We start from the raw sequence: 18,194 nt of genomic DNA on the forward strand, positions 1-18,194 counted from the left end.
AGGTTACCGGCAGGTCACCAGGGCGGTAGGGTGAGCGCGCAGTAGCGCTCACCACCCCCCGAAGGACCCCGTATGCGCCGTCGTGTTCGGTTCCTCCCCGCGGCCGTCGTGCTCGCCCTGCCGCTCGCACTGTCCACCGCCTGCTCGGGCGGCGGCGTGGACGTCGAGGTGAGCGGGGACTTCGGGAAGCTGCCGCAGGTGAAGTTCCCGAAGGGGGCGCCCGGTGACTCCTTCGCCGTGAAGACCGTCAAGAAGGGCACGGGAACGGCGGCGCGCAAGGGCGACCTCGTCGTGGCCGACTACGTCGGCTACCGGTGGAACAAGGGCGGGCGCAAGCTGCTGGCCAGCAGCTACTCCAAGGGCGAGCCGGGCGCGTTCCCCACCGGCCGGCTGGTGCCCGGCCTGACGAAGGCGTTCGACGGGGTGCGGCCGGGGTCGCGGGTGGTGACCCGCATCCCGCCGAAGGACGGCTTCGGCGACGAGGGCGACCCGAAGCACCAGGTGGGCGGCGACGACACGCTGGTGTACGTCCTGGACGTCCGGGCGGTGTACCCGCGGACGGCGGGCCCGCACGGCGCGCGGCAGGCGCCGCTGAACGAGCCGGGGCTGCCGAAGGTGGCGGACGCGGCGGCGGGGCAGACGCCGGCGGTGACGATGCCGCGCTCGGCCCCGCCGAAGGGCCTCCAGGTCCGGACCCTGGTCAAGGGGGACGGCCCGGCCGTGCGCAAGGGCCAGCTGGTGGCGCTGCAGTACGGCGGCTACTTCTGGCGCGACGGGAAGGTGTTCAACTCCTCCTGGTCGGAGGGCCACCCGTTCGGGGCGATGATCGGGACCGGCCAGGTGATGAAGGGCTGGGACCAGGGCCTGGTGGGCCAGAAGGTGGGCAGCCGGGTGCTGCTGGTGGTGCCTCCTGCCCTCGGGTACGGGGCGAAGGGGCTGGCGCAGTTCGGCATCAGGGGCGACGACACGCTGGTGTTCGTCGTGGACCTCCTGGGCGCGCACTGAGCCGAGGTCTCTAAGTCGAGTGCCCGTCGTTCTTAGAATGGCGGGATGGAGGACATCGACGCGATCGCGCTGCTGCAGGATCCGGTGCGGCGGCGGCTGTACGAGTTCGTCGCGGCGCAGGGCCGGGAGGTGGGGCGCGGTGAGGCCGCCGAGGCGGCCGGCGTCGCGCGTACCCTGGCGGCGTTCCACCTGGACAAGCTGGTCGACGCCGGGCTCCTGGAGGCCGGCAGCAGGCGGCTGACGGGGCGGTCGGGGCCCGGGGCGGGGCGCCCGGCGAAGGTGTACCGGCGCTCGGCGGCGGAGCGGGACGTGTCGCTGCCCGCCCGCGACTACCGGACGGCGGCGGGCCTGCTGGCCGAGGCGGCGGAGACGGCCGGTCTCGACATGGAACTGCAGGACGCGGCCCGCCGCAGGGGCAGGGCGCTGCGGGACCGGGGCGCCCCCTTCGCGAGTCTGGACGATCTCGCGGCCGTGCTGGCCGACCGCGGCTACGAACCGGTCATGGACGATGACGGCGCCGTCCTGCGCATGCGCAACTGCCCCTTCCACGCCGTCGCCGAGCAGTTCCCGCCGCTCGTCTGCGGGATGAACCTGGCGCTGCTCGAAGGCCTGGTGGAGGGCTCGCGGGTCCGGGTCCGGATGGATCCCCGGCCCGGGTGGTGCTGCGTCGCGGCCCGTCCTTCTAAAAACAATGAGCATTGACATAGAAGTGGCGGGCGTGGTGGGGTGACCCCATGAGCACACGGACCCGGTACCACCTCGCGCAGTTCAACACCGCCACGCTCCGCTTCCCCCTCGGCGACCCGCGCATGGCGGACTTCGTCGCCCTGCTGGAGCCGGTCAACGCGCTCGCCGACGGGACGCCGGGGTTCGTCTGGCGTCTGGTGGAGGAGGGGGAGGCCGACGCCACCGGGATGCGCCCCGCCGGCGAGGACGTCATCGTCAACTTCTCGGTGTGGGAGTCGGCGGAGGCGCTGTGGGACTTCGTCTATCGAAGCGCCCATCTGGAGACGATGCGGCGCCGCCGCGAGTGGTTCCAGCGGCACGTGGACGCGCATCTCGTGCTGTGGTGGGTGCCGGCGGGCCACATCCCGAGCGTCGGCGAGGCCCTGGAGCGCCTCGCGCTGCTGCGCGCCGGCGGCCCCTCGCCGCGGGCGTTCACCTTCACGTCGTCCTACACCGCCGAGGAGGCCGCGGGCGCCGGACCCGCGGGCGCCGGCGCAGAGCCGGCCGGCGCCGGGCCCGCGGCGCCCTAGGGGTCAGCCGAGCAGGGCGGCCGTGTGGCGGCCCGCGGCGGCGGCCGCCAGGAAGTAGGGGAGGTCCTCGTCCAGCCGGCGCCCCATGGTCGACAGCCGGACGCCCCAGTCCTTCTCGGCGGCGCTGAGGACCTCGTGGAGGCCGTCCACGGGGACGGGGACGAGCCGGTGCCGGTCGCCCAGCGGCGCGGCGTCGGCGGCGACGCGGGCGCCGAAGTGGCCGCCGAGCTCGGGGACGGGGATGTCGGCGCGGGCCAGCGCCACGCGCCCGTAGGCGGTCACGGAGTGGTGCGAGACGCCGATGTGCCGCTCGCGCCTGTCGCCCTCGCTGACCCGCAGCGACCCCACCGGCCGGCCGCCCAGCACGGACGCGGCGTTGACGGCCTCACCCGCCGAGACGCCCGAGAAGCCCCACCTGGTGCCCGTGCCCAGGTTCCCGGGGCCCTGGGCGAGGACCACCGCGTCGGCCTCCAGGACGAGGCGCGCGGCCAGCAGGCCGGTGTGGACGGTGACGGCCTCCAGGTCGCCGCCGAACGCCTGCCCCACGGTGACGGTCGCGGCGAGGGCCCCGGCGTCCTTCAGCCGGGCGATCGACATGGAGAACCACGCCGGCAGCGCCCCGCCGTCCGGCATCACGTAGACGATCCGGGCGTCCGGGCGCCCGGCCAGCAGGGCGGCCAGGATCGGCGGCAGCGCGGAGTGGAGGTCGGCGACGACGACGGGCATCCCGTCCAGCGAGTCGGCGTCGCGCAGGGCCGCGTGGTGGGGCGAGTCCTGCTCGTCGGCGCCGAGGACGGTGGCCTGCAGCGGGGTGTAGCGGGCCTTGACCAGGTGGCCCGGCCCCTCAGGGTCGGGCGGGAGCCGGTCGGGGACCGCGACGACCATGGCGTACCCGCCGGTGCCGAGACCCATCGCCAAGGCCGTAGTGTTGAGCAGGACGGTGTCGCCCGGTTCGGGCCTTCCCACCAGGGCGGGATAGGCCAGGGCCCGGTGCGTCCCCTCGCCCCCGATCGAGACGTCCAGCTCGACCGCCCCCGGCCATTCGCGGCGGATGTCCTCGACTGTGCCTTTGCGCCATCGGATCACACCGGGAAACGGTAGCGTCCTGCACGACGGCACGTGGGGACGATCGGCACGCCGCCGGGGTTCGGGGCTCACGGAGGGAACGAGGTGGTGGCGAAGTGTCGCGGCGCAAGACCGAACGGCTGCTGAACCTGGTGGTCTGCCTGCTCGCCACCCGGCGCTATCTGACGGCCGAGCAGATCCGCCGGGCGGTGCCCGGCTACCCCGACTCCGACGAGGCGTTCAAGCGCATGTTCGAGCGGGACAAGGAGGAGCTGCGCGAGCTCGGCGTCCCGCTGGAGGTCGGCAGCGACCAGCAGGGCGGCGGCGGTGAGGAGATCGGCTACCGGATCCCCCCGCAGGCCTACGAGCTGCCCGACATCCACCTGAGCCCGGACGAGGCGGCGGTGCTGGGCCTGGCGGCGCGGGTGTGGCAGCGCGCCAGCATGGCCGAGGCGGCGTCGGGCGCGCTGCTGAAGCTGCGCGCGGCCGGGGTGGAGACCGACGTGGCCGCCGCGACGGGCATCGAGCCCCGGGTCAACACCCAGGACCCGTCCTTCCCCGCCCTGTGGGAGGCGGTGCGCGACGGCCGCCCGGTCGCCTTCGACTACCAGGGCATCGGGCGCACGTCGGTGGCGCGCCGCCACCTGGACCCCTGGGGCGTGGTGAGCCGGCGGGGCCGCTGGTACGTGGTCGGGTTCGACCGTGACCGCGACGAGCAGCGGGTGTTCCGGCTGAGCCGCATCGTCGGCGACGTCGCGACGGACGGCCCGCCCGGGTCGGTGACCGTCCCGGACGGCGTTGACGTTCGGCGCATCGCGTTCGACTGGAGCGAGCCGCTCGGCGAGCCCCGCCCGGCGGTCGTCCGCCTGCGGCGCGGAGCGGCGCAGGGCCCGCGGCGGTGGGCCCGGGACGTCCGCCCGGCCGACGCGCCGGGCTGGGACGGGGAGTGGGACGAGGCGGTCCTGACCTTCCGGGACGTCGACCGGTTCGCGCCCTACCTCGCGCGGTTCGCCGACGACCTGGTGGTCCTCGACCCGCCCGACCTGCGCGAGGCGGTCATCCAGCACCTGAAGTCGGTGCTGGCCGCGGCCGGCGCGCACCCGGCGGCGCACGGCGAGCATGGGGAGATGAGCGGCCGATGACGGCGAAGACGGCGGCCAAGGCGGCGACGACGTCCACCGACCGGCTCGCGCGCCTGCTGGCGCTCGTGCCGTACGTGGTGAACCGCGACTCGGTCGCGCTCGGCGAGGCCGCGGCCGCGTTCGGGGTGACCGAGAAGCAGCTGATCGACGATCTGAACCTGCTGTGGTGCGTTGAGCTGCGCGCGCCCGACCCCTACTGCCCGATCGACCTGTCCTACGAGGGCGGGGAGATCACGGTGGCGGAGGCGGAGTCGATCGCCCGGCCGCTGCGGCTGAAGGTGGACGAGGCGAGCGCGCTGCTGGTGGCGCTGCGGATGCTGGCCGAGATCCCCGAGCTGCACGACCGGGACGCGCTCAGCCGCGTGATCGCCAAGCTGGAGGGCGCGGCGGGCGCGGCCGCGGCGGTGTCCAGCAAGGTCTCCGTGGAGGTGGACGCCCGCGGCGGTTCGGCCGACTCGGCCCGCACCGCGGTCGGCGTGCTGCGCGAGGCGATCGCGGCGGGCCGCCGCGTCCACCTGACCTACTACGTCCCGGCGCGCGACGAGAACACCGAGCGCGACGTCGACCCGATGCGGCTGCTGGTCGTGGAGGGCACCACCTACCTGGAGGGCTGGTGCCGCCGGGCGGAGGGGGTGCGGCTGTTCAAGCTGGACCGGATCGCCGACCTGTCGGTGCTGGACGTGCCCGCCGAGGTGCCGGACGACGCGGAGCCGATCGACGTGGACGCCGGCCTGTTCCGCCCCTCGCCGCAGGACGAGGCGGTCACCCTGGAGCTGTCCCCGCGCGGCCGGTGGGTCGCCGACTACTACCCGTGCGAGAGCGTGGAGGAACTGGGGGAGGGGCGGCTCCGGGTCGTCCTGCGCACCCCTGACGCCCGCTGGGTGCGGGGCCTGGCGCTGCGGCTCGGCGACCAGGGCCGCGTCGTGGCCCCGGAGGCGATCGCGGCCGGGGTGCGGGAGGACGCGTCGCGGGCCCTGGCCCGGTACGGCCTGGCGTGAGCGGATCGGATAGCGTGGCGGGCGTGGCGTGGGTTTCGGTGTCGGTGTCGCTCGGGTTCGCCGGGCTGGCCGTGCTCGCCTGGTGCGCGTTCAAGGTGTGGCTCGGCGTGCGGCGTTTCGGACGTGAACTGGAGCGCACCAGGCGCCGGCTGGAGCCGGAACGGTCGGCGCTGAGCGATGAACTCTCCCGGCTCGAGGACGATCGGTCGCCACAACCGCCCCGGGACGGCGTACGATCGTCCTGAGTGTCACCCGTCGAAGAAGGACTTGCACATGCCGAACATCGGGACCCCCGAACTGCTCATCATCCTGCTGGTCGTCGTCCTGATCTTCGGGTCGGCGAAGCTGCCCCAGCTCGCCCGTTCGCTGGGCAAGTCGGCGCGCATCCTGAAGGCCGAGACCAAGGGCCTGCGCGAGGACGATGACGACGCGCCGGCCGACCGGCCCGCCAAGACCATGCCGTCCTCGCAGGGCGAGGACGCGCGCGACAAGGCGGCGCGGCTGCGCGAGGAGGCGGCCCGGCTGGAGCGCGAGGCCGCGGCGGCCGAGGGCGGGCAGCGCTCCCGCGGCGCGCTGGGCTCCGGCGAGCCGATCCAGGGCGTGCCGGTGTCGGACCCCGGTCAGGCGCGCAAGGCCTGATCCGGCCCCCGCCCCGACCCGCCACCCCCGAACCGAATGCCGACGATGAAGCTGAACAGGCGCGACGCCGCCGCCCCCGACGGCCGCATGCCCCTCATGGACCACCTCCGTGAGCTGCGGAACAGGCTGATCAAGGCCGTGCTGGCCTTCGCGGTGGGCGCGATCGTCGGCTGGCTGCTGTTCGACCCGGTCTGGGACTTCCTCAAGCAGCCGTACTGCTCCCTGCCCCAGTCCCACGTGGTCGACAAGGACCAGTGCTCCCTGTTCGTCAACGGGATCTTCTCCTCGTTCTTCCTGAAGCTGAAGATCTCCTGCATCATCGGCGGGGTCATCTCGTCGCCGTTCTGGCTGTACCAGATGTGGGCGTTCGTGGCGCCCGGCCTGTACCAGCGGGAGCGGCGCTGGACGTACGTGTTCCTCGGCGCCGCCGTCCCCCTCTTCTTCGTCGGCACCGCCCTGGCGTACCTGACGGTCGACAAGGGCCTGGCGATCTTCCTGGGGTTCGTCGCCGACGACGTCAAGCCCCTGATCACGGTCGACAGCTACCTCAGCTACGTGCTGACGATGCTGCTGGTGTTCGGGCTGACGTTCGAGCTCCCGCTGTTCGTCGTCGTCCTGAACATGGCGGGCGTGCTGAGCTCGTCGCGGATCCGCCGGTCCCAGCGGCTGATCCTTTTCGGGATCTTCGTCTTCGCGGCGGTCGCCACGCCGAGCGCCGACCCGTTCACGATGCTCGCGCTCGCGCTGCCGACCGTCCTGCTGTTCGAGATCGCCGCGCTGCTGGCCTTCCTCAACGACCGCAGGCGGGCCCGGCGGCCCGACCCGTACGCGGGCCTGTCCGACGACGAGGTCTCGCCCCTCGACCTCGAGTCGATCGACGCGGAGCTGGAGAAGGGCGACCGGGCCCGCTGATTGGGTATCGGGCCTGTCGAAACCGTAGGCTCGAAGGTATGACCACCCCCGACACCACGTCGGCCGGACAGAGCCCGGCCCAGCGCTACGCCGCCTACCGCCGGCGCACCGCCGGGCACGGCCCGGCCCTGCTGGACTTCCGGACGCTGTACGACTTCGAGCTCGACGCGTTCCAGCTGGAGGCGTGCCAGGCCCTGGAGGAGGGCAGCGGCGTGCTGGTCGCCGCCCCCACCGGTTCCGGGAAGACGGTGGTGGGGGAGTTCGCGGTCCACCTCGCCCTGACCGGCGGCACCAAGTGCTTCTACACGACGCCGATCAAGGCGTTGTCGAACCAGAAGTACGCCGACCTCGTCCGCCGGTACGGCCCGGAGAAGGTGGGCCTGCTGACCGGCGACAACAGCGTCAACGGCGAGGCCCCGATCGTCGTCATGACGACCGAGGTCCTGCGGAACATGCTGTACGCGGGCTCCCAGACCCTCGCCGGGCTGGCGTTCGTCGTGATGGACGAGGTGCACTACCTCGCCGACCGGTTCCGCGGCGCCGTCTGGGAAGAGGTGATCATCCACGTTCCGGACTCGGTGCGGATCGTGGCGCTGTCGGCGACCGTCAGCAACGCCGAGGAGTTCGGCGAGTGGCTGCACGAGGTCCGCGGCGACACCGCGGTGATCGTGGACGAGCACCGCCCCGTCCCGCTGTTCCAGCACATGCTGGTCGGGACGCGGCTGTACGACCTGTTCGTCGACACCGGCCGGGGCGGGGACCGGCAGGCCAGGCTGAACCCGCAGCTGACGCGGATGGCGGTGGAGGAGGTCCGGCGCGCCAAGGTCAACCAGGGCCGCCGCACCGGCCGCCGCCGGGCCGCGCGCCCGCAGCGGTTCCGGCCGCCCGCCCGGCCCGACGTGATCGAGCGGCTGGAGCGCGCCGGGCTGCTCCCGGCGATCACGTTCATCTTCAGCCGCGCCGGCTGCGACGCCGCGGTCCTGCAGTGCCTGCACGCCGGGATCCGGCTGACCTCCCGGGAGGAGGCCGAGGAGATCCGCGCGCACGCCGAGCTGCGCACCGCCGACATCGCGCCGGAGGACCTGCGGATCCTCGGCTACGGCGACTTCCTGGCGGCCCTGGAGCGCGGCGTCGCCGCCCACCACGCCGGGATGCTCCCCACCTTCAAGGAGATCGTCGAGGAGCTGTTCACCCGCGGGCTGATCAAGGCCGTGTTCGCGACCGAGACGCTCGCGCTCGGCATCAACATGCCGGCCCGCACCGTGGTGATCGAGAAGCTGGACAAGTGGAACGGCGAGGCCCACGTCGACCTCACCCCGGGCGAGTACACCCAGCTCACCGGGCGCGCCGGGCGGCGCGGCATCGACGTCGAGGGCCACGCCGTGGTCGTGTGGGGCCCGAACGTCGAACCCGCGTCCGTGGCGGGGCTGGCCGGCACCCGCACCTACCCGCTGAACTCCAGCTTCCGGCCGTCCTACAACATGGCCGTGAACCTGGTCGGCGCCGTCGGCCTCGAGCGGGCCCGCACGCTCCTGGAGGAGTCGTTCGCGCAGTTCCAGGCCGACCGCGCCGTCGTCGGCCTGGCCCGGCAGGTGCACAAGAACGAGGAGGCCCTCCAGGGCTACGCCAAGGCCGCCGAGTGCCATCTCGGCGACTTCATGGAGTACTCCGCGATGCGGCGGCGGCTGTCGGACCGCGAGTCCGAGCTGTCGCGCGAGCGGGCCGGGGCCCGCCGCGCCGAGGCCGCCCGGTCCCTGGAGCGGCTGCGGCCGGGCGACGTCATCCTCGTCCCGTCCGGGCGGCGCTCGGGCCTGGCCGTCGTCCTGGACCCCGGCGTCGGCCGCCGCTCCGACGGGCCCGCGCCGCTCGTGCTGACCGTGAACCGGTCCGTGCAGCGCCTGTCGATCCAGGACTTCCCGCGCGCGGTGGAGCCCGTCGAGCGGATCCGCATCCCGAAGTCCTTCAGCCCCCGCAACCCCCAGGACCGGCGCGACCTGGCGTCCACGCTGCGCAACAAGGTCCCCGACGACGCGCGCGAGCGCAAACGCTCGCGCGGCGACTCGCCCACCACCGACGACGCCGAGATCGTCCGGCTGCGCGCCGACCTGCGCGCGCACCCGGTGCACGGCTGCGACAAGCGCGAGGACCACGCCCGCTGGGCCGAGCGCTACCACCGCCTGGAGCGCGAGACCGAGCAGCTCCGGCGCCGCGTCGAGGGCCGCTCCCAGGTCATCGCCCGCACCTTCGACCGCGTCTGCGCCGTCCTGCAGCAGCTCGGCTACCTCGACGGCGACTCCGTCACCGCCGACGGCCGCCGCCTCGGCCGCATCTACAACGAGCTGGACCTGCTCACCGCCGAGAGCCTGCGCGAGGGCCTGTGGGAGAAGCTCGGCCCGGCCGAGCTGGCCGCGTGCGTGTCCGCCCTCGTCTACGAGTCGCGGCAGCCCGACGACGCGACGCCTCCCCGCACGCCCCCCGGCCCGGCGCAGGACGCGCTGGCGTCCATGGTGCGGCTCTGGGGGGTGCTGGAGGGCGTCGAGCGCGACAACCGCGTCTCGTTCCTGCGCGAGCCCGACCTCGGCTTCGCGTGGACGGCCTACCGGTGGGCCAAGGGCGACGACCTCGACGAGGTGCTGATGGAGAGCGACCTCACCGCGGGCGACTTCGTGCGGGCCGTCAAGCAGCTCCTCGACCTTCTCGGCCAGGTCACCGACGCCGCGCCCGCCAACAGCCACATCCGCAAGACCGCCCGCCGCGCCATGGACGCCATGCGCCGCGGCGTCGTCGCCTACTCGTCCGTCGCGTAGGCGGCCCGGCGCCGCGCCCGCCGGGCCGAGAGCGTCCGGTCGACGCGGTGGGCGGCCAGCCGGACCAGCAGGGGCTCCGGCGGGCGCCTCAGCCAGGCGGGGGACAGGCGGTGGGCGAGGCCGGCGGTCCGCAGGAGCGCGCCGGCCGCCCGGCGGCGGGCGGGGGTCCACGGCAGGCCGAACTGGTCGCGCAGCTCGTCCGGCAGGAGCGCGGCCGTGAGGAGGCGGAAGACCGCGAGCGCGGGGGCCAGGGCGCGCAGGCGGCGGGGCCACAGGACCGCGGAGGCGACCTCGCGGGCGGTGCCGGTGACCTCCAGGCCGGCGATCGTGTCGGCCATGTAGGCGCGGAACGCGGCCAGGTCGGGCGGCTGCGCCTCCAGGGGGCAGCCGAGGACCTCGGCGACCACCCGCGCCTGCCGGTAGTAGGCCTCGGCCAGGCCGGGGTCGTCGCCCCGCATGACGTGCTCGTAGACATGCAGGGCCGAGTCGATGAGGGTCGCGTTGACCCAGAGCTGGAGGCCGGGGTCGTTGCCGGAGTAGTCCTCGCCGCGCACGGTCGTGTGGATGCCGCGCACCTTGGCCGCGATGCGCGCCACCTGCTCCGGCGTGCCGAAGGTGACGATCAGCAGGAAGTCGAGGGTGCCGAACAGCCGGGCCAGGGGGCGCTCGGCGAAGTCGCTGTGCCGGGCGACGCCGCGGGCCACGGCCGGGTGGGCGAGCTGCATGAGCAGCGCCCGGCCGGCCGCGAGGCCGACCAGCGGTTCGGCGGCCAGGGTCCGCAGCACGTCGCGGTCGGCGAGGCGCTCCGGCGTGGTCTGGGACGGGGCGGTCACGGCGCCTCCCGGCGGTCGGATCGTGCCCGGCCATCCTCCCGCACCTATTGGCAGACGGTCAATAAGACGGCCTCCTCCTGGCGGCGGAGGCCCCGCGGTCCCGCCGCGCGGGATCATCGGCACTGAGGAGGATCCGGTCGCCGCGCCGGGGCGCTAGTGTGATTCCGGTCACGGAACAACTACCGAGAGACGCCGGGAGAGGCATGATCGAGGCGGAGAACCTCACCAAGCGCTACGGCGACAGGACGGCCGTGGACGACCTGTCGTTCACGGTGGTCCCCGGGCGGGTCACCGGGTTCCTCGGCCCCAACGGCGCCGGGAAGTCGACCACCATGCGGCTGCTGCTCGGCCTGGACCGGCCGGACCGCGGGGACGCCCGGATCCACGGCCGCCACTACCGCGACCTGAACGCGCCGCTGCGCGTCGTCGGGGCGCTGCTGGAGGCGCGGGCCGTGCACACCGGCCGCAGCGCCTACAACCACCTGCTGTGCCTCGCCCAGACGCAGGGCATCGGCCGGAAGCGCGTCGACGAGGTGGTCGAGCTCGTCGGCCTCACCGGCGTGGCCCGCAAGCGCGCCGGCGGCTTCTCGCTCGGCATGGGGCAGCGGCTCGGCATCGCCGCCGCGCTGCTCGGCGATCCGTCGGTGCTCGTGCTGGACGAGCCGGTCAACGGCCTCGACCCCGAGGGCATCGTGTGGATCCGCACGCTCATGCAGCGGCTCGCCGCCGAGGGGCGCACGGTGTTCGTCTCCAGCCACCTGATGAACGAGATGGCCGTCACCGCCGAGCACCTCATCGTCATCGGCCGGGGCCGGCTGATCGCGGACTGCTCCACCGAGGAGTTCATCGAGCGCAGCACCGAGAAGGCGGTGATCGTCCGGAGCCCGGACGCGGCCCGCCTCGCCGACCTCGTCGCCGCCGAGGGCGGCAAGGCCTTCCCGAACGGGGACGGGCTGCTCAACGTGACCCACATGGAGGCGCCCCGCGTCGGGGAGCTGGCGGCGGCCGAGGGCATCGTCCTGCACGAGCTCACCCCGACCCGCGGCTCGCTGGAGTCGGCGTTCATGGAACTGACCCGCGACAGCGTCGAGTACGGCGGAGGCGGCGCGCCCGCCCCGGGCCCGGTCCCGGCCCCGAGCGCGGTGCCCGTCGAGGAGGGGGAGACCCGATGACCACCGCCACCGCCACGCCCGCCGCCGACCCCGCGGCCCACCCCCGCCCCGGCTTCGGCCGGCTGCTGCTCTCGGAGTGGACGAAGATCCGCACCGTGCGGTCCACGCTGTGGACGCTGATCCTGCTCGTCGTGGTCGACCTCGGCTTCACCGCGCTGCTGGTGGGCCTCACCGTCGCGCAGTGGGACAAGACCGACCCCGCCGACCGCGCCTCGGTCGTCGCCGACCCGACCGGCTTCATCCTCGGCAGCGGGTTCTTCCTCGGCCAGCTGACGATCTGCGTGCTCGGCGTGCTGGTCATCGCCTCGGAGTACTCCACCGGCATGATCCGCGCGAGCCTGCTCGCGGTGCCGCGGCGGCTGCCCGTGCTGTGGGCGAAGGCCCTGGTGTTCGCGGCGGTCGTGCTCGTCCTCGGCGTCGCGGTGTCGTTCGTCTCGTTCTTCATCGGCTCGGCGCTCATCGGCGACAAGGCGGAGGTGTCGCTGGGCGACGACGGCGTGCTGCGCGCCGTCGTCGGCGGCGGCCTGTACCTGGCGATGCTCGGGCTGTTCGCCCTGGCGATCGGCGCCATCGTGCGGCACCCCGCCGGCGGGATCACCGGCGTCATCGGGTTCGTGCTGGTGCTGGCGCCGCTGGCCACGCTGCTGCCCGGCAGCGTCGGCGACCACATCCACGCCTACCTGCCGTCCGAGGCCGGCCATCTGATCGCCCAGTCCCGCCAGGGCCCCGACGACCTGCTGACCCCCTGGCAGGGGTACGGGGTCTTCGCGATCTGGACCGGCGTTCTGCTGGCCGTCGCCGCCGTCCTGCTCAAGCGCCGCGACGCCTGAGGCTCCGGCGCCGTCCAGACCGTCTGGGCCGCCCGCAAGGGCGGTCCGGACGGTCTGGCGCACGGGGAGGCCGGGACCGGAACGCCCGTCCTCCCGCCCGGCTCCGAGTAACGGCAGGTCCCCGGGTAGTGGAGGGGCATGCTGGACGACCTCGGAGCCGAGGACTCCCTCCCGAAGGCCCTCCGCGACTACGCCCTCATCGCCGACGGCGAACGCGGCGTTCTCGTGGGCCCGCACGGCGAGTACGCGTGGATGTGCTTCCCATCCTGGGACTCGCCGCCCGCCTTCGCGGGCCTGCTCGGCGGCCCCGGCGCGTACGCGGTGCAGCCCGCTCCCGGGCGGTGGGTCTGGGGCGGCTACTACGAGGACCGCGGGCTCATCTGGCACAGCCGGTGGGTGACCGGCGGCGCGATCCTGGAGTGCCGCGAGGCCCTCGCCCGCCCGGCCGCCCCTGACCGGGCGGTCATCCTTCGCACGTGCCGGGCCGTCCGCGGCCGTTCCCGCGTCCGCGCCCTGCTGGACGTCCGCATTGGTCACGGCGCGTCCCGGATGGGCGACCCGCGCCGGGACGGCCCGGACTGGACGGCCGGCGGCGGGGGCGCGTCGCTGCGCTGGCGCGGAGCGGACGGGGCCGTCGTGCGGGCGGGACGCGACGGCGGGCCCGTGCTGGAGCTCGCCTTCGACCTGGACGAGGGCGAGACCCGCGACCTCGTCCTGGAGATAGCCGAGGGCGGCGCCCGCGGCCCGCTGGACGCCGACGATCTGTGGGAGGCCACGGAGCGGGACTGGCACGGGGCCGTGCCGGACTGCCGCGACACCATCGCCCCGCGCGACGCCCGCCTCGCCTACTCCGTCCTCACCGGCCTCACCGCCTCCGGCGGCGGCATGGTCGCCGCCGCCACGACGGCGCTGCCGGAGCGCTCGGACGAGGGCCGCAACTTCGACTACCGCTACGCCTGGATCCGCGACCAGTGCTTCGCCGGGCGCGCCGTCGCCCTCCACGGCGGCCCGCCCCGCCTGCTGCGCGGCGCCGTGGAGTTCGTGTCGGCCCGCGTCCTCGCCGACGGTGAGGGGCTGAAACCCGCCTACACCGTCACGGGGGGCCGGTGCCGGCCGAGAGCACCGGCGACCTGCCCGGCTATCCCGGCGCCCGGGCGGTCTTCGGGAACAAGGCGGGCGAGCAGTTCCAGCTGGACGCGCTGGGGGAGGCGCTGCTGCTCTTCGCCGCCGCCGCCGAGCACGACCGCCGGGTCCCGGAGGCGGTGGAGGCCGCCCGCGTCGCGGCCGGCGCGGTCGCGCGCCGCTGGACCCGGCCCGAGGCGGGCATCTGGGAGATCCACGACGACCTGTGGACGCATTCGCGCCTGACCTGCGTCGCCGGGCTGCGCCAGGCGGCCCGGACGCTGGCGGGCCGCGCCGAGGCCGACCGGTGGACCTCGCTCGCCGACGCCATCCTCGCCGAGACGTCCCGGACGTCGCTCACCCCGGAGGGCCGGTGGAGGCGGGCGCCCGGCGACGACCGGGTGGACGCGGCGCTGCTCATCCCGCCGCTGCGGGGGGCGCTGCCGAGCGACGACCCGCGCACCGCCGCCACGCTGCGGGCGGTGCGCGAGGACCTCGTCGAGGAGGGGTTCGTCTACCGGTACCGGGTGGGGGACGAGCCGCTCGGCGTGGCCGAGGGCGCCTTCATCCTCTGCGGCTTATTCCTCGCCCTCGCCGAGGACCGCCAGGGCGACACGGCCCGCGCTCTCGCCGCCTTCGAGCGGACCCGGTCGGGCTGCGCGACCAGCGGCCTGTTCTCCGAGGAGTACGACGTCAGGCAGCGGCAGCTGCGCGGCAACATGCCCCAGGCGTTCGTGCACGCCCTGCTGCTGGAGGCCGCCTCCCGCCTCGCCGGCTGACCCCCGGAGGACCGGCGGGTCCGGCGGTTGAACCGCGGCGTGCGAGTACTGCCGCGCGCTGGTGTCGGTCGACCCGGGGGCGCGCCGCGCCGTCGTGGAGCCCGGCGCGTGCCTGGACGACCTGAACGAGAGGCTGGCCGAGCACCGCCTGATGGTGGGGCCCAGGCCGTCCACCCACGACACCTGCACGATCGGCGGGATGATCGGCAACAACTCGTGCGGCGCGTCGGCGCAGGCCTACGGGAAGATGGTCGACTCCGTTGTGCGGCTGGAGGTGCTGACCTGCGACGGGCTGCGGATGTGGGTCGGCGAGACCTCGCGGGAGGAGTACGAGCGGATCATCGCCGAGGGTGGCCGGCGCGCCGAGATCTACCGGGCGCTGCGCGACCTGCGCGACGAGGACATGGAGCTGATCCGCGCCCGCTACCCCGACATCCCGCGACGCGTGTCGGGCTGCAACCTTGACTCGCTGCTGCCGGAGAAGGGCTTCGACGTGGCCCGCGCCCTCGTCGGCTCGGAAGGCACGCTCGTGGCGGTGCTGCGCGCGGAGATCCGCCTGGTGCCGGTCCCGGCGTTCGAGTCGCTCGCCGTCCTCGGCTACGACGGCATCGCGGAGGCGGGCGACGCCGTGCCGCGCGTCCTGCCGTCGCGCCCGCTCGCGCTGGAGGGCATGGACGAGCGGCTCCTCGGCCTGGCCAAGCGCGACCACCTCGCCGCGCCCCGCGTGGTGAAGGACATGCCGGAGGGAGCGGGCTGGCTCATGGTCCGCTTCGGCGGCGACACCGAGGACGAGGCCGACCGCAGGGCCCGGTCGCTCATCGAGCGACCTGGAGAACGGGCCGAACCCGCCGCGCTGCACCTTCGTGCACGACCCGCGGGAGGAGGAGCGGCTCTGGAGGGTGCGCGAGGCGGGACTCGGCGCGACCGCCTACCCGCCGGGACGGGCCGACACGCACGAGGGCTGGGAGGACGCCGCCGTCCCGCCCGACCGGCTCGGCGACTACCTGCGCGACTTCCGCGCCCTCATCGAGGAGTTCGGCTACGGCCCGACACGTTCACCGACAACGGTCCGCGTGATCGCTCAACCGCACTGCCATCAGCACGCCGTCATGGGGTTCGGCGCCGACCAGCGCGTGCTGGCGCGCGCCGGGGTCGATGTGCGGACGCTCGACGCCGGCGAGGGGACGGCGGTCCTCGCCGACGGGTTCTCCTGCCGGACGCAGATCGAGGCGGGGACCGCCGCCCGCCCGCGCCATCTCGCCGACCTCCTCCCGGACGAGGAGGGCCGGTGACCCCGGGCCGGTTCCGGTCGGCGTTGGCGGCGGCGGGACCGGCCCCGGTAGAAAGTCGTCATGAACGAGCTGCAGGACGACGGGGTCGACGCGGTGACCTCGGCGCTGCTGACCGCGTCCCGCCTGCTGGTGGCGGTCTCGGTGCGCTCCCTGGCCGCGGTGGAGGGCGCCGTCACCCTGCCGCAGTTCCGGCTCCTGGTGGTGCTGGCCTCGCAGGGGCCGGCCAAGCTCGTGACGCTCGCCGGGCTGCTGGAGGTCAACCCCTCGACCGCGATGCGAATGGTGGATCGGCTGGCCGCCGCCGGGCTGGTGGACCGGCAGGCCAGCCCCGACAGCGGCCGCGAGGTCCGCATCCAGCTCACCCCGGCCGGGCGCGGAATCGTCGACGACGTGACCGCCCGCCGCCGCGCCGACATCGCCGCCGTGGTGGCCCGGATGCCGGCCGGGCAGCGGCGGGCCCTCGTCGACGCGCTGCGCGCCTTCACCGAGGCCGGCGGCGAACCGCCCGTCACCTCCCTGGCCCGGCTCGGCTGGACCTGAGGCCCGGCCCGTTCCCCGCACGGCCGAACCTCGGCGCCCGGACGTGCGTACTGCGCGACGACGCCCCTTCCCCGACACGAAAGGCGGCGGCGGATGCGAGAACCCCGACCGGTCGTCGCTGCGGCGTGCGGCCTCGCCGCGGCGCTGCTCCTCGGCGCCTGCGCGCCGATCGGCCGCCAGGCCTCCGACGGCGGCGCCGTGGCGCCGCAGGCCAACGCCCGGAACGCGGCCCAGTCCACCGTCGACACCCCGTGGGGGCCGCTCGGCCCCGCCGACCGCGACCTCGTCGTGCGGGTCCGGCAGGCGGGTCTGTGGGAGATCCCCGTGGGCCGGGAGGCCGAGCGCCGCGCCGCGCGGGCCGCGACCCGCCGCAACCTCGGCGAGATCGCGCGCCAGCACGCCCGGCTGGACGAACTGGACCGCGCGGTCGCCGCTAGGCTGAACGTTCCGCTGCCGAACCAGCCGACACCGGACCAGCAGAGCTGGATGTCGGAGATCACCGGCAAGTCGGGGAACGACTACGACCGGACGGCCGTCGCCCGCCTGCGGATGGCGCACGGCCAGATCTACCCGGCGATCGCCGCCGTCCGCGGCAGCACCCGCAACACGCTGGTGCGGAACTTCTCCGAGCAGTGCGAGACGTTCGTCCGCACCCACATGCGGCTGCTGGAGGGCACCGGATTCGTCACCGGCGACATGCTGCCCGACCCGCCAGAGGCCACCGGCGCGCCCCCGCCCGGGGACCCCGGGCACTCCCACGGCCCGGCGCCGGCCGCGACCACGCTGGTGGGCGGAGGGTAGGCCGGGCCGGTCCGCGTCAGGCGGGCAGCTCGGCGACCAGCGCGTCCAGGGTGGCGCCGAGCGGGGCGTCCAGCGTGACCAGGGCGTGCGGGTCGCCCCGGGTGGCGCCGCGGTTGACGATCGCCACCGGGACGCCGTGCCGCGCCGCGTGCCGGACGAACCGGTAGCCCGACAGCACGGTCAGCGACGATCCCAGCACCAGCAGCGCCCCCGCCCGCTCCGTCAGCGCGAAGCAGTCCCCGACACGGGCCGGGGGCACGTTCTCGCCGAAGAAGATCACGTCGGGCTTGAGCGCGCCGCCGCACCGCTCGCAGCCCACGATCCGGAACGCCTCGACGGCCTCGTCGCGCAGGACGGCGTCCCCGTCGGGATTGATCGTCTCGGCGCGGGCCGTCCAGCCGGGGTTGGCCGCGCGCAGCCGCTCGTCGAGCCGCTCGCGCGCGGACCGCTCGCCGCAGGACAGGCACAGGACGCGGTCCAGCGCGCCGTGCAGCTCGATCACCTCGCGCGCGCCCGCGGCCTGCTGGAGCCCGTCGACGTTCTGGGTGATGATTCCGGCCAGCAGGCCGCGCCGCTGCAGCTCGGCGACCGCGCGGTGCCCGGAATTCGGGCGGGCCCGCGCGATGTGCCGCCAGCCGAGGTGGCTGCGCGCCCAGTAGCGGCGCCGCGCCGCCTCGCTCCCGGTGAACGCCTGGTAGGTCATCGGCTCCGCGCGCCGCCGGCGGCCCGTCTCCCCGCGGTAGTCGGGGATGCCCGACTCGGTCGACAGCCCCGCGCCGCTCAGCACCACCACGTCGCCGTCCGAGACAAGGTCGGCCAGCATCGGCAGGCCGGTCTTCGTCCCGTTCTCCGCAAGCTCCGTCACCCTTCCATGGTGCACGACCGGGGCGGGTGCGGCGCGGGGCTCCCGCCCCGCATCGCGGGCGGGCCGGCTGTGAGGGCCACTTAACGCGGGGGTGACAGCGAAGATCCGCGCGAGTAATACGGGCCGCCGAGGATCG

Annotated in this window: 18 protein-coding genes and 2 pseudogenes; 17 read left to right on the top strand and 3 right to left on the bottom strand. The window is 74.7% G+C overall.

All coding sequences use genetic code 11. The features are described from left to right. The first annotated feature begins 72 nt into the window (after positions 1–72). From ABD944_RS31875 to ABD944_RS31885, 3 genes are read left to right on the top strand one after another with little or no spacing between them, the layout of a single operon-like run. Positions 73–1,005, top strand: a complete 933-nt coding sequence (locus ABD944_RS31875) for an FKBP-type peptidyl-prolyl cis-trans isomerase (protein WP_345182994.1) — start codon at positions 73–75, stop codon at positions 1,003–1,005. Positions 1,006–1,050: 45 nt separating this feature from the next. Beyond that, positions 1,051–1,707: a helix-turn-helix transcriptional regulator gene (locus ABD944_RS31880; protein WP_345182996.1), complete on the top strand. Its 657-nt coding sequence runs from the start codon at positions 1,051–1,053 to the stop codon at positions 1,705–1,707. 32 nt (positions 1,708–1,739) lie between these two features. After that, positions 1,740–2,261, top strand: coding sequence for a DUF3291 domain-containing protein (locus tag ABD944_RS31885; protein WP_345182997.1), 522 nt, complete (start codon positions 1,740–1,742; stop codon positions 2,259–2,261). A 3-nt stretch (positions 2,262–2,264) separates the two neighbouring features. Here ABD944_RS31885 and ABD944_RS31890 read toward each other — a convergent pair whose 3' ends face one another. After that, the gene (locus ABD944_RS31890; RefSeq protein WP_345182998.1) at positions 2,265–3,347 is read right to left on the bottom strand and encodes a DUF3866 family protein; all 1,083 of its coding nucleotides are present in this window, start codon (positions 3,345–3,347) and stop codon (positions 2,265–2,267) included. A 95-nt stretch (positions 3,348–3,442) separates the two neighbouring features. Here ABD944_RS31890 and ABD944_RS31895 point away from each other — a divergent pair, with 95 nt between their 5' ends. Genes ABD944_RS31895 through ABD944_RS31920 form a run of 6 tightly spaced genes read left to right on the top strand, consistent with a single transcriptional unit; the run spans position 3,443 to position 9,824 of the window. After that, positions 3,443–4,468 carry a helix-turn-helix transcriptional regulator gene (locus tag ABD944_RS31895; RefSeq protein WP_345183000.1) on the top strand — a complete coding sequence of 342 codons (1,026 nt, stop codon included), beginning with the start codon at positions 3,443–3,445 and terminating at the stop codon, positions 4,466–4,468. Then, entirely contained in the window at positions 4,465–5,466 is a 1,002-nt protein-coding gene (locus tag ABD944_RS31900; RefSeq protein WP_345183001.1) for a helix-turn-helix transcriptional regulator, read from the top strand. The genes ABD944_RS31895 and ABD944_RS31900 overlap by 4 nt, the downstream gene beginning before the upstream one ends. Before the next feature lie 23 nt (positions 5,467–5,489). Continuing rightward, complete coding sequence (locus ABD944_RS31905) at positions 5,490–5,711, top strand: hypothetical protein (RefSeq protein ID WP_345183002.1); 222 nt, start codon at positions 5,490–5,492, stop codon at positions 5,709–5,711. Positions 5,712–5,739: 28 nt separating this feature from the next. Next, on the top strand, positions 5,740–6,105 hold the full coding sequence (gene tatA / locus ABD944_RS31910; protein ID WP_345183004.1) for a twin-arginine translocase TatA/TatE family subunit: 366 nt from the start codon (positions 5,740–5,742) through the stop codon (positions 6,103–6,105). 45 nt (positions 6,106–6,150) lie between these two features. After that, the gene (gene tatC / locus ABD944_RS31915; protein WP_345183005.1) at positions 6,151–7,017 is read left to right on the top strand and encodes a twin-arginine translocase subunit TatC; all 867 of its coding nucleotides are present in this window, start codon (positions 6,151–6,153) and stop codon (positions 7,015–7,017) included. Between the two features lie 38 nt (positions 7,018–7,055). Beyond that, the gene (locus tag ABD944_RS31920) at positions 7,056–9,824 is read left to right on the top strand and encodes a DEAD/DEAH box helicase (protein WP_345183006.1); all 2,769 of its coding nucleotides are present in this window, start codon (positions 7,056–7,058) and stop codon (positions 9,822–9,824) included. Here ABD944_RS31920 and ABD944_RS31925 read toward each other — a convergent pair. Beyond that, the gene (locus tag ABD944_RS31925; protein WP_345183007.1) at positions 9,806–10,657 is read right to left on the bottom strand and encodes an oxygenase MpaB family protein; all 852 of its coding nucleotides are present in this window, start codon (positions 10,655–10,657) and stop codon (positions 9,806–9,808) included. The genes ABD944_RS31920 and ABD944_RS31925 overlap by 19 nt on opposite strands. Positions 10,658–10,860: 203 nt before the next feature. Between ABD944_RS31925 and ABD944_RS31930 the strand changes: the two genes are divergently transcribed. The 8 genes and pseudogenes from ABD944_RS31930 (at position 10,861) to ABD944_RS31965 (ending at position 17,193) form a co-directional block, all read left to right on the top strand. Then, on the top strand, positions 10,861–11,829 hold the full coding sequence (locus ABD944_RS31930; protein ID WP_345183008.1) for an ABC transporter ATP-binding protein: 969 nt from the start codon (positions 10,861–10,863) through the stop codon (positions 11,827–11,829). Continuing rightward, positions 11,826–12,659, top strand: a complete 834-nt coding sequence (locus ABD944_RS31935) for an ABC transporter permease (RefSeq protein WP_345183009.1) — start codon at positions 11,826–11,828, stop codon at positions 12,657–12,659. The genes ABD944_RS31930 and ABD944_RS31935 overlap by 4 nt, the downstream gene beginning before the upstream one ends. A gap of 138 nt (positions 12,660–12,797) precedes the next feature. Next, a pseudogene (locus ABD944_RS31940) lies at positions 12,798–13,622 on the top strand (trehalase-like domain-containing protein); the annotation flags it as partial. A gap of 143 nt (positions 13,623–13,765) precedes the next feature. Next, positions 13,766–14,560, top strand: coding sequence for a glycoside hydrolase family 15 protein (locus ABD944_RS31945; protein WP_345183010.1), 795 nt, complete (start codon positions 13,766–13,768; stop codon positions 14,558–14,560). Between the two features lie 94 nt (positions 14,561–14,654). Then, positions 14,655–15,323 (top strand): annotated as a pseudogene (locus ABD944_RS31950) (FAD-binding oxidoreductase); the annotation flags it as partial. A 100-nt stretch (positions 15,324–15,423) separates the two neighbouring features. Further along, complete coding sequence (locus tag ABD944_RS31955; RefSeq protein WP_345183011.1) at positions 15,424–15,852, top strand: FAD-linked oxidase C-terminal domain-containing protein; 429 nt, start codon at positions 15,424–15,426, stop codon at positions 15,850–15,852. Positions 15,853–15,912: 60 nt separating this feature from the next. Continuing rightward, positions 15,913–16,392 (top strand): MarR family winged helix-turn-helix transcriptional regulator, encoded by a 480-nt coding sequence (locus ABD944_RS31960; protein WP_345183012.1) that lies wholly within the window; start codon positions 15,913–15,915, stop codon positions 16,390–16,392. Between the two features lie 93 nt (positions 16,393–16,485). Continuing rightward, positions 16,486–17,193 (top strand): DUF4142 domain-containing protein, encoded by a 708-nt coding sequence (locus tag ABD944_RS31965; protein ID WP_345183013.1) that lies wholly within the window; start codon positions 16,486–16,488, stop codon positions 17,191–17,193. 16 nt (positions 17,194–17,209) lie between these two features. On the opposite strand, the gene ABD944_RS31970 is transcribed toward ABD944_RS31965, so the two are convergent. Continuing rightward, positions 17,210–18,058: an NAD-dependent protein deacetylase gene (locus ABD944_RS31970; RefSeq protein ID WP_345183014.1), complete on the bottom strand. Its 849-nt coding sequence runs from the start codon at positions 18,056–18,058 to the stop codon at positions 17,210–17,212. Between the last annotated feature and the right edge of the window lie 136 nt (positions 18,059–18,194).

Source organism: Actinomadura verrucosospora, from assembly GCF_039540335.1.
GTDB classification, from domain to species: Bacteria; Actinomycetota; Actinomycetes; order Streptosporangiales; family Streptosporangiaceae; genus Spirillospora; species Spirillospora verrucosospora.

Coding starts and splice junctions, on each gene's coding strand:
- ABD944_RS31960 (WP_345183012.1), top strand. CDS start 15,913: ATGAACGAGCTGCAGGACGACGGGGTCGACGCGGTGACCTCGGCGCTG.
- ABD944_RS31930 (WP_345183008.1), top strand. CDS start 10,861: ATGATCGAGGCGGAGAACCTCACCAAGCGCTACGGCGACAGGACGGCC.
- ABD944_RS31875 (WP_345182994.1), top strand. CDS start 73: ATGCGCCGTCGTGTTCGGTTCCTCCCCGCGGCCGTCGTGCTCGCCCTG.
- ABD944_RS31900 (WP_345183001.1), top strand. CDS start 4,465: ATGACGGCGAAGACGGCGGCCAAGGCGGCGACGACGTCCACCGACCGG.
- tatC (WP_345183005.1), top strand. CDS start 6,151: ATGAAGCTGAACAGGCGCGACGCCGCCGCCCCCGACGGCCGCATGCCC.
- ABD944_RS31965 (WP_345183013.1), top strand. CDS start 16,486: ATGCGAGAACCCCGACCGGTCGTCGCTGCGGCGTGCGGCCTCGCCGCG.
- ABD944_RS31935 (WP_345183009.1), top strand. CDS start 11,826: ATGACCACCGCCACCGCCACGCCCGCCGCCGACCCCGCGGCCCACCCC.
- tatA (WP_345183004.1), top strand. CDS start 5,740: ATGCCGAACATCGGGACCCCCGAACTGCTCATCATCCTGCTGGTCGTC.
- ABD944_RS31880 (WP_345182996.1), top strand. CDS start 1,051: ATGGAGGACATCGACGCGATCGCGCTGCTGCAGGATCCGGTGCGGCGG.
- ABD944_RS31920 (WP_345183006.1), top strand. CDS start 7,056: ATGACCACCCCCGACACCACGTCGGCCGGACAGAGCCCGGCCCAGCGC.
- ABD944_RS31885 (WP_345182997.1), top strand. CDS start 1,740: ATGAGCACACGGACCCGGTACCACCTCGCGCAGTTCAACACCGCCACG.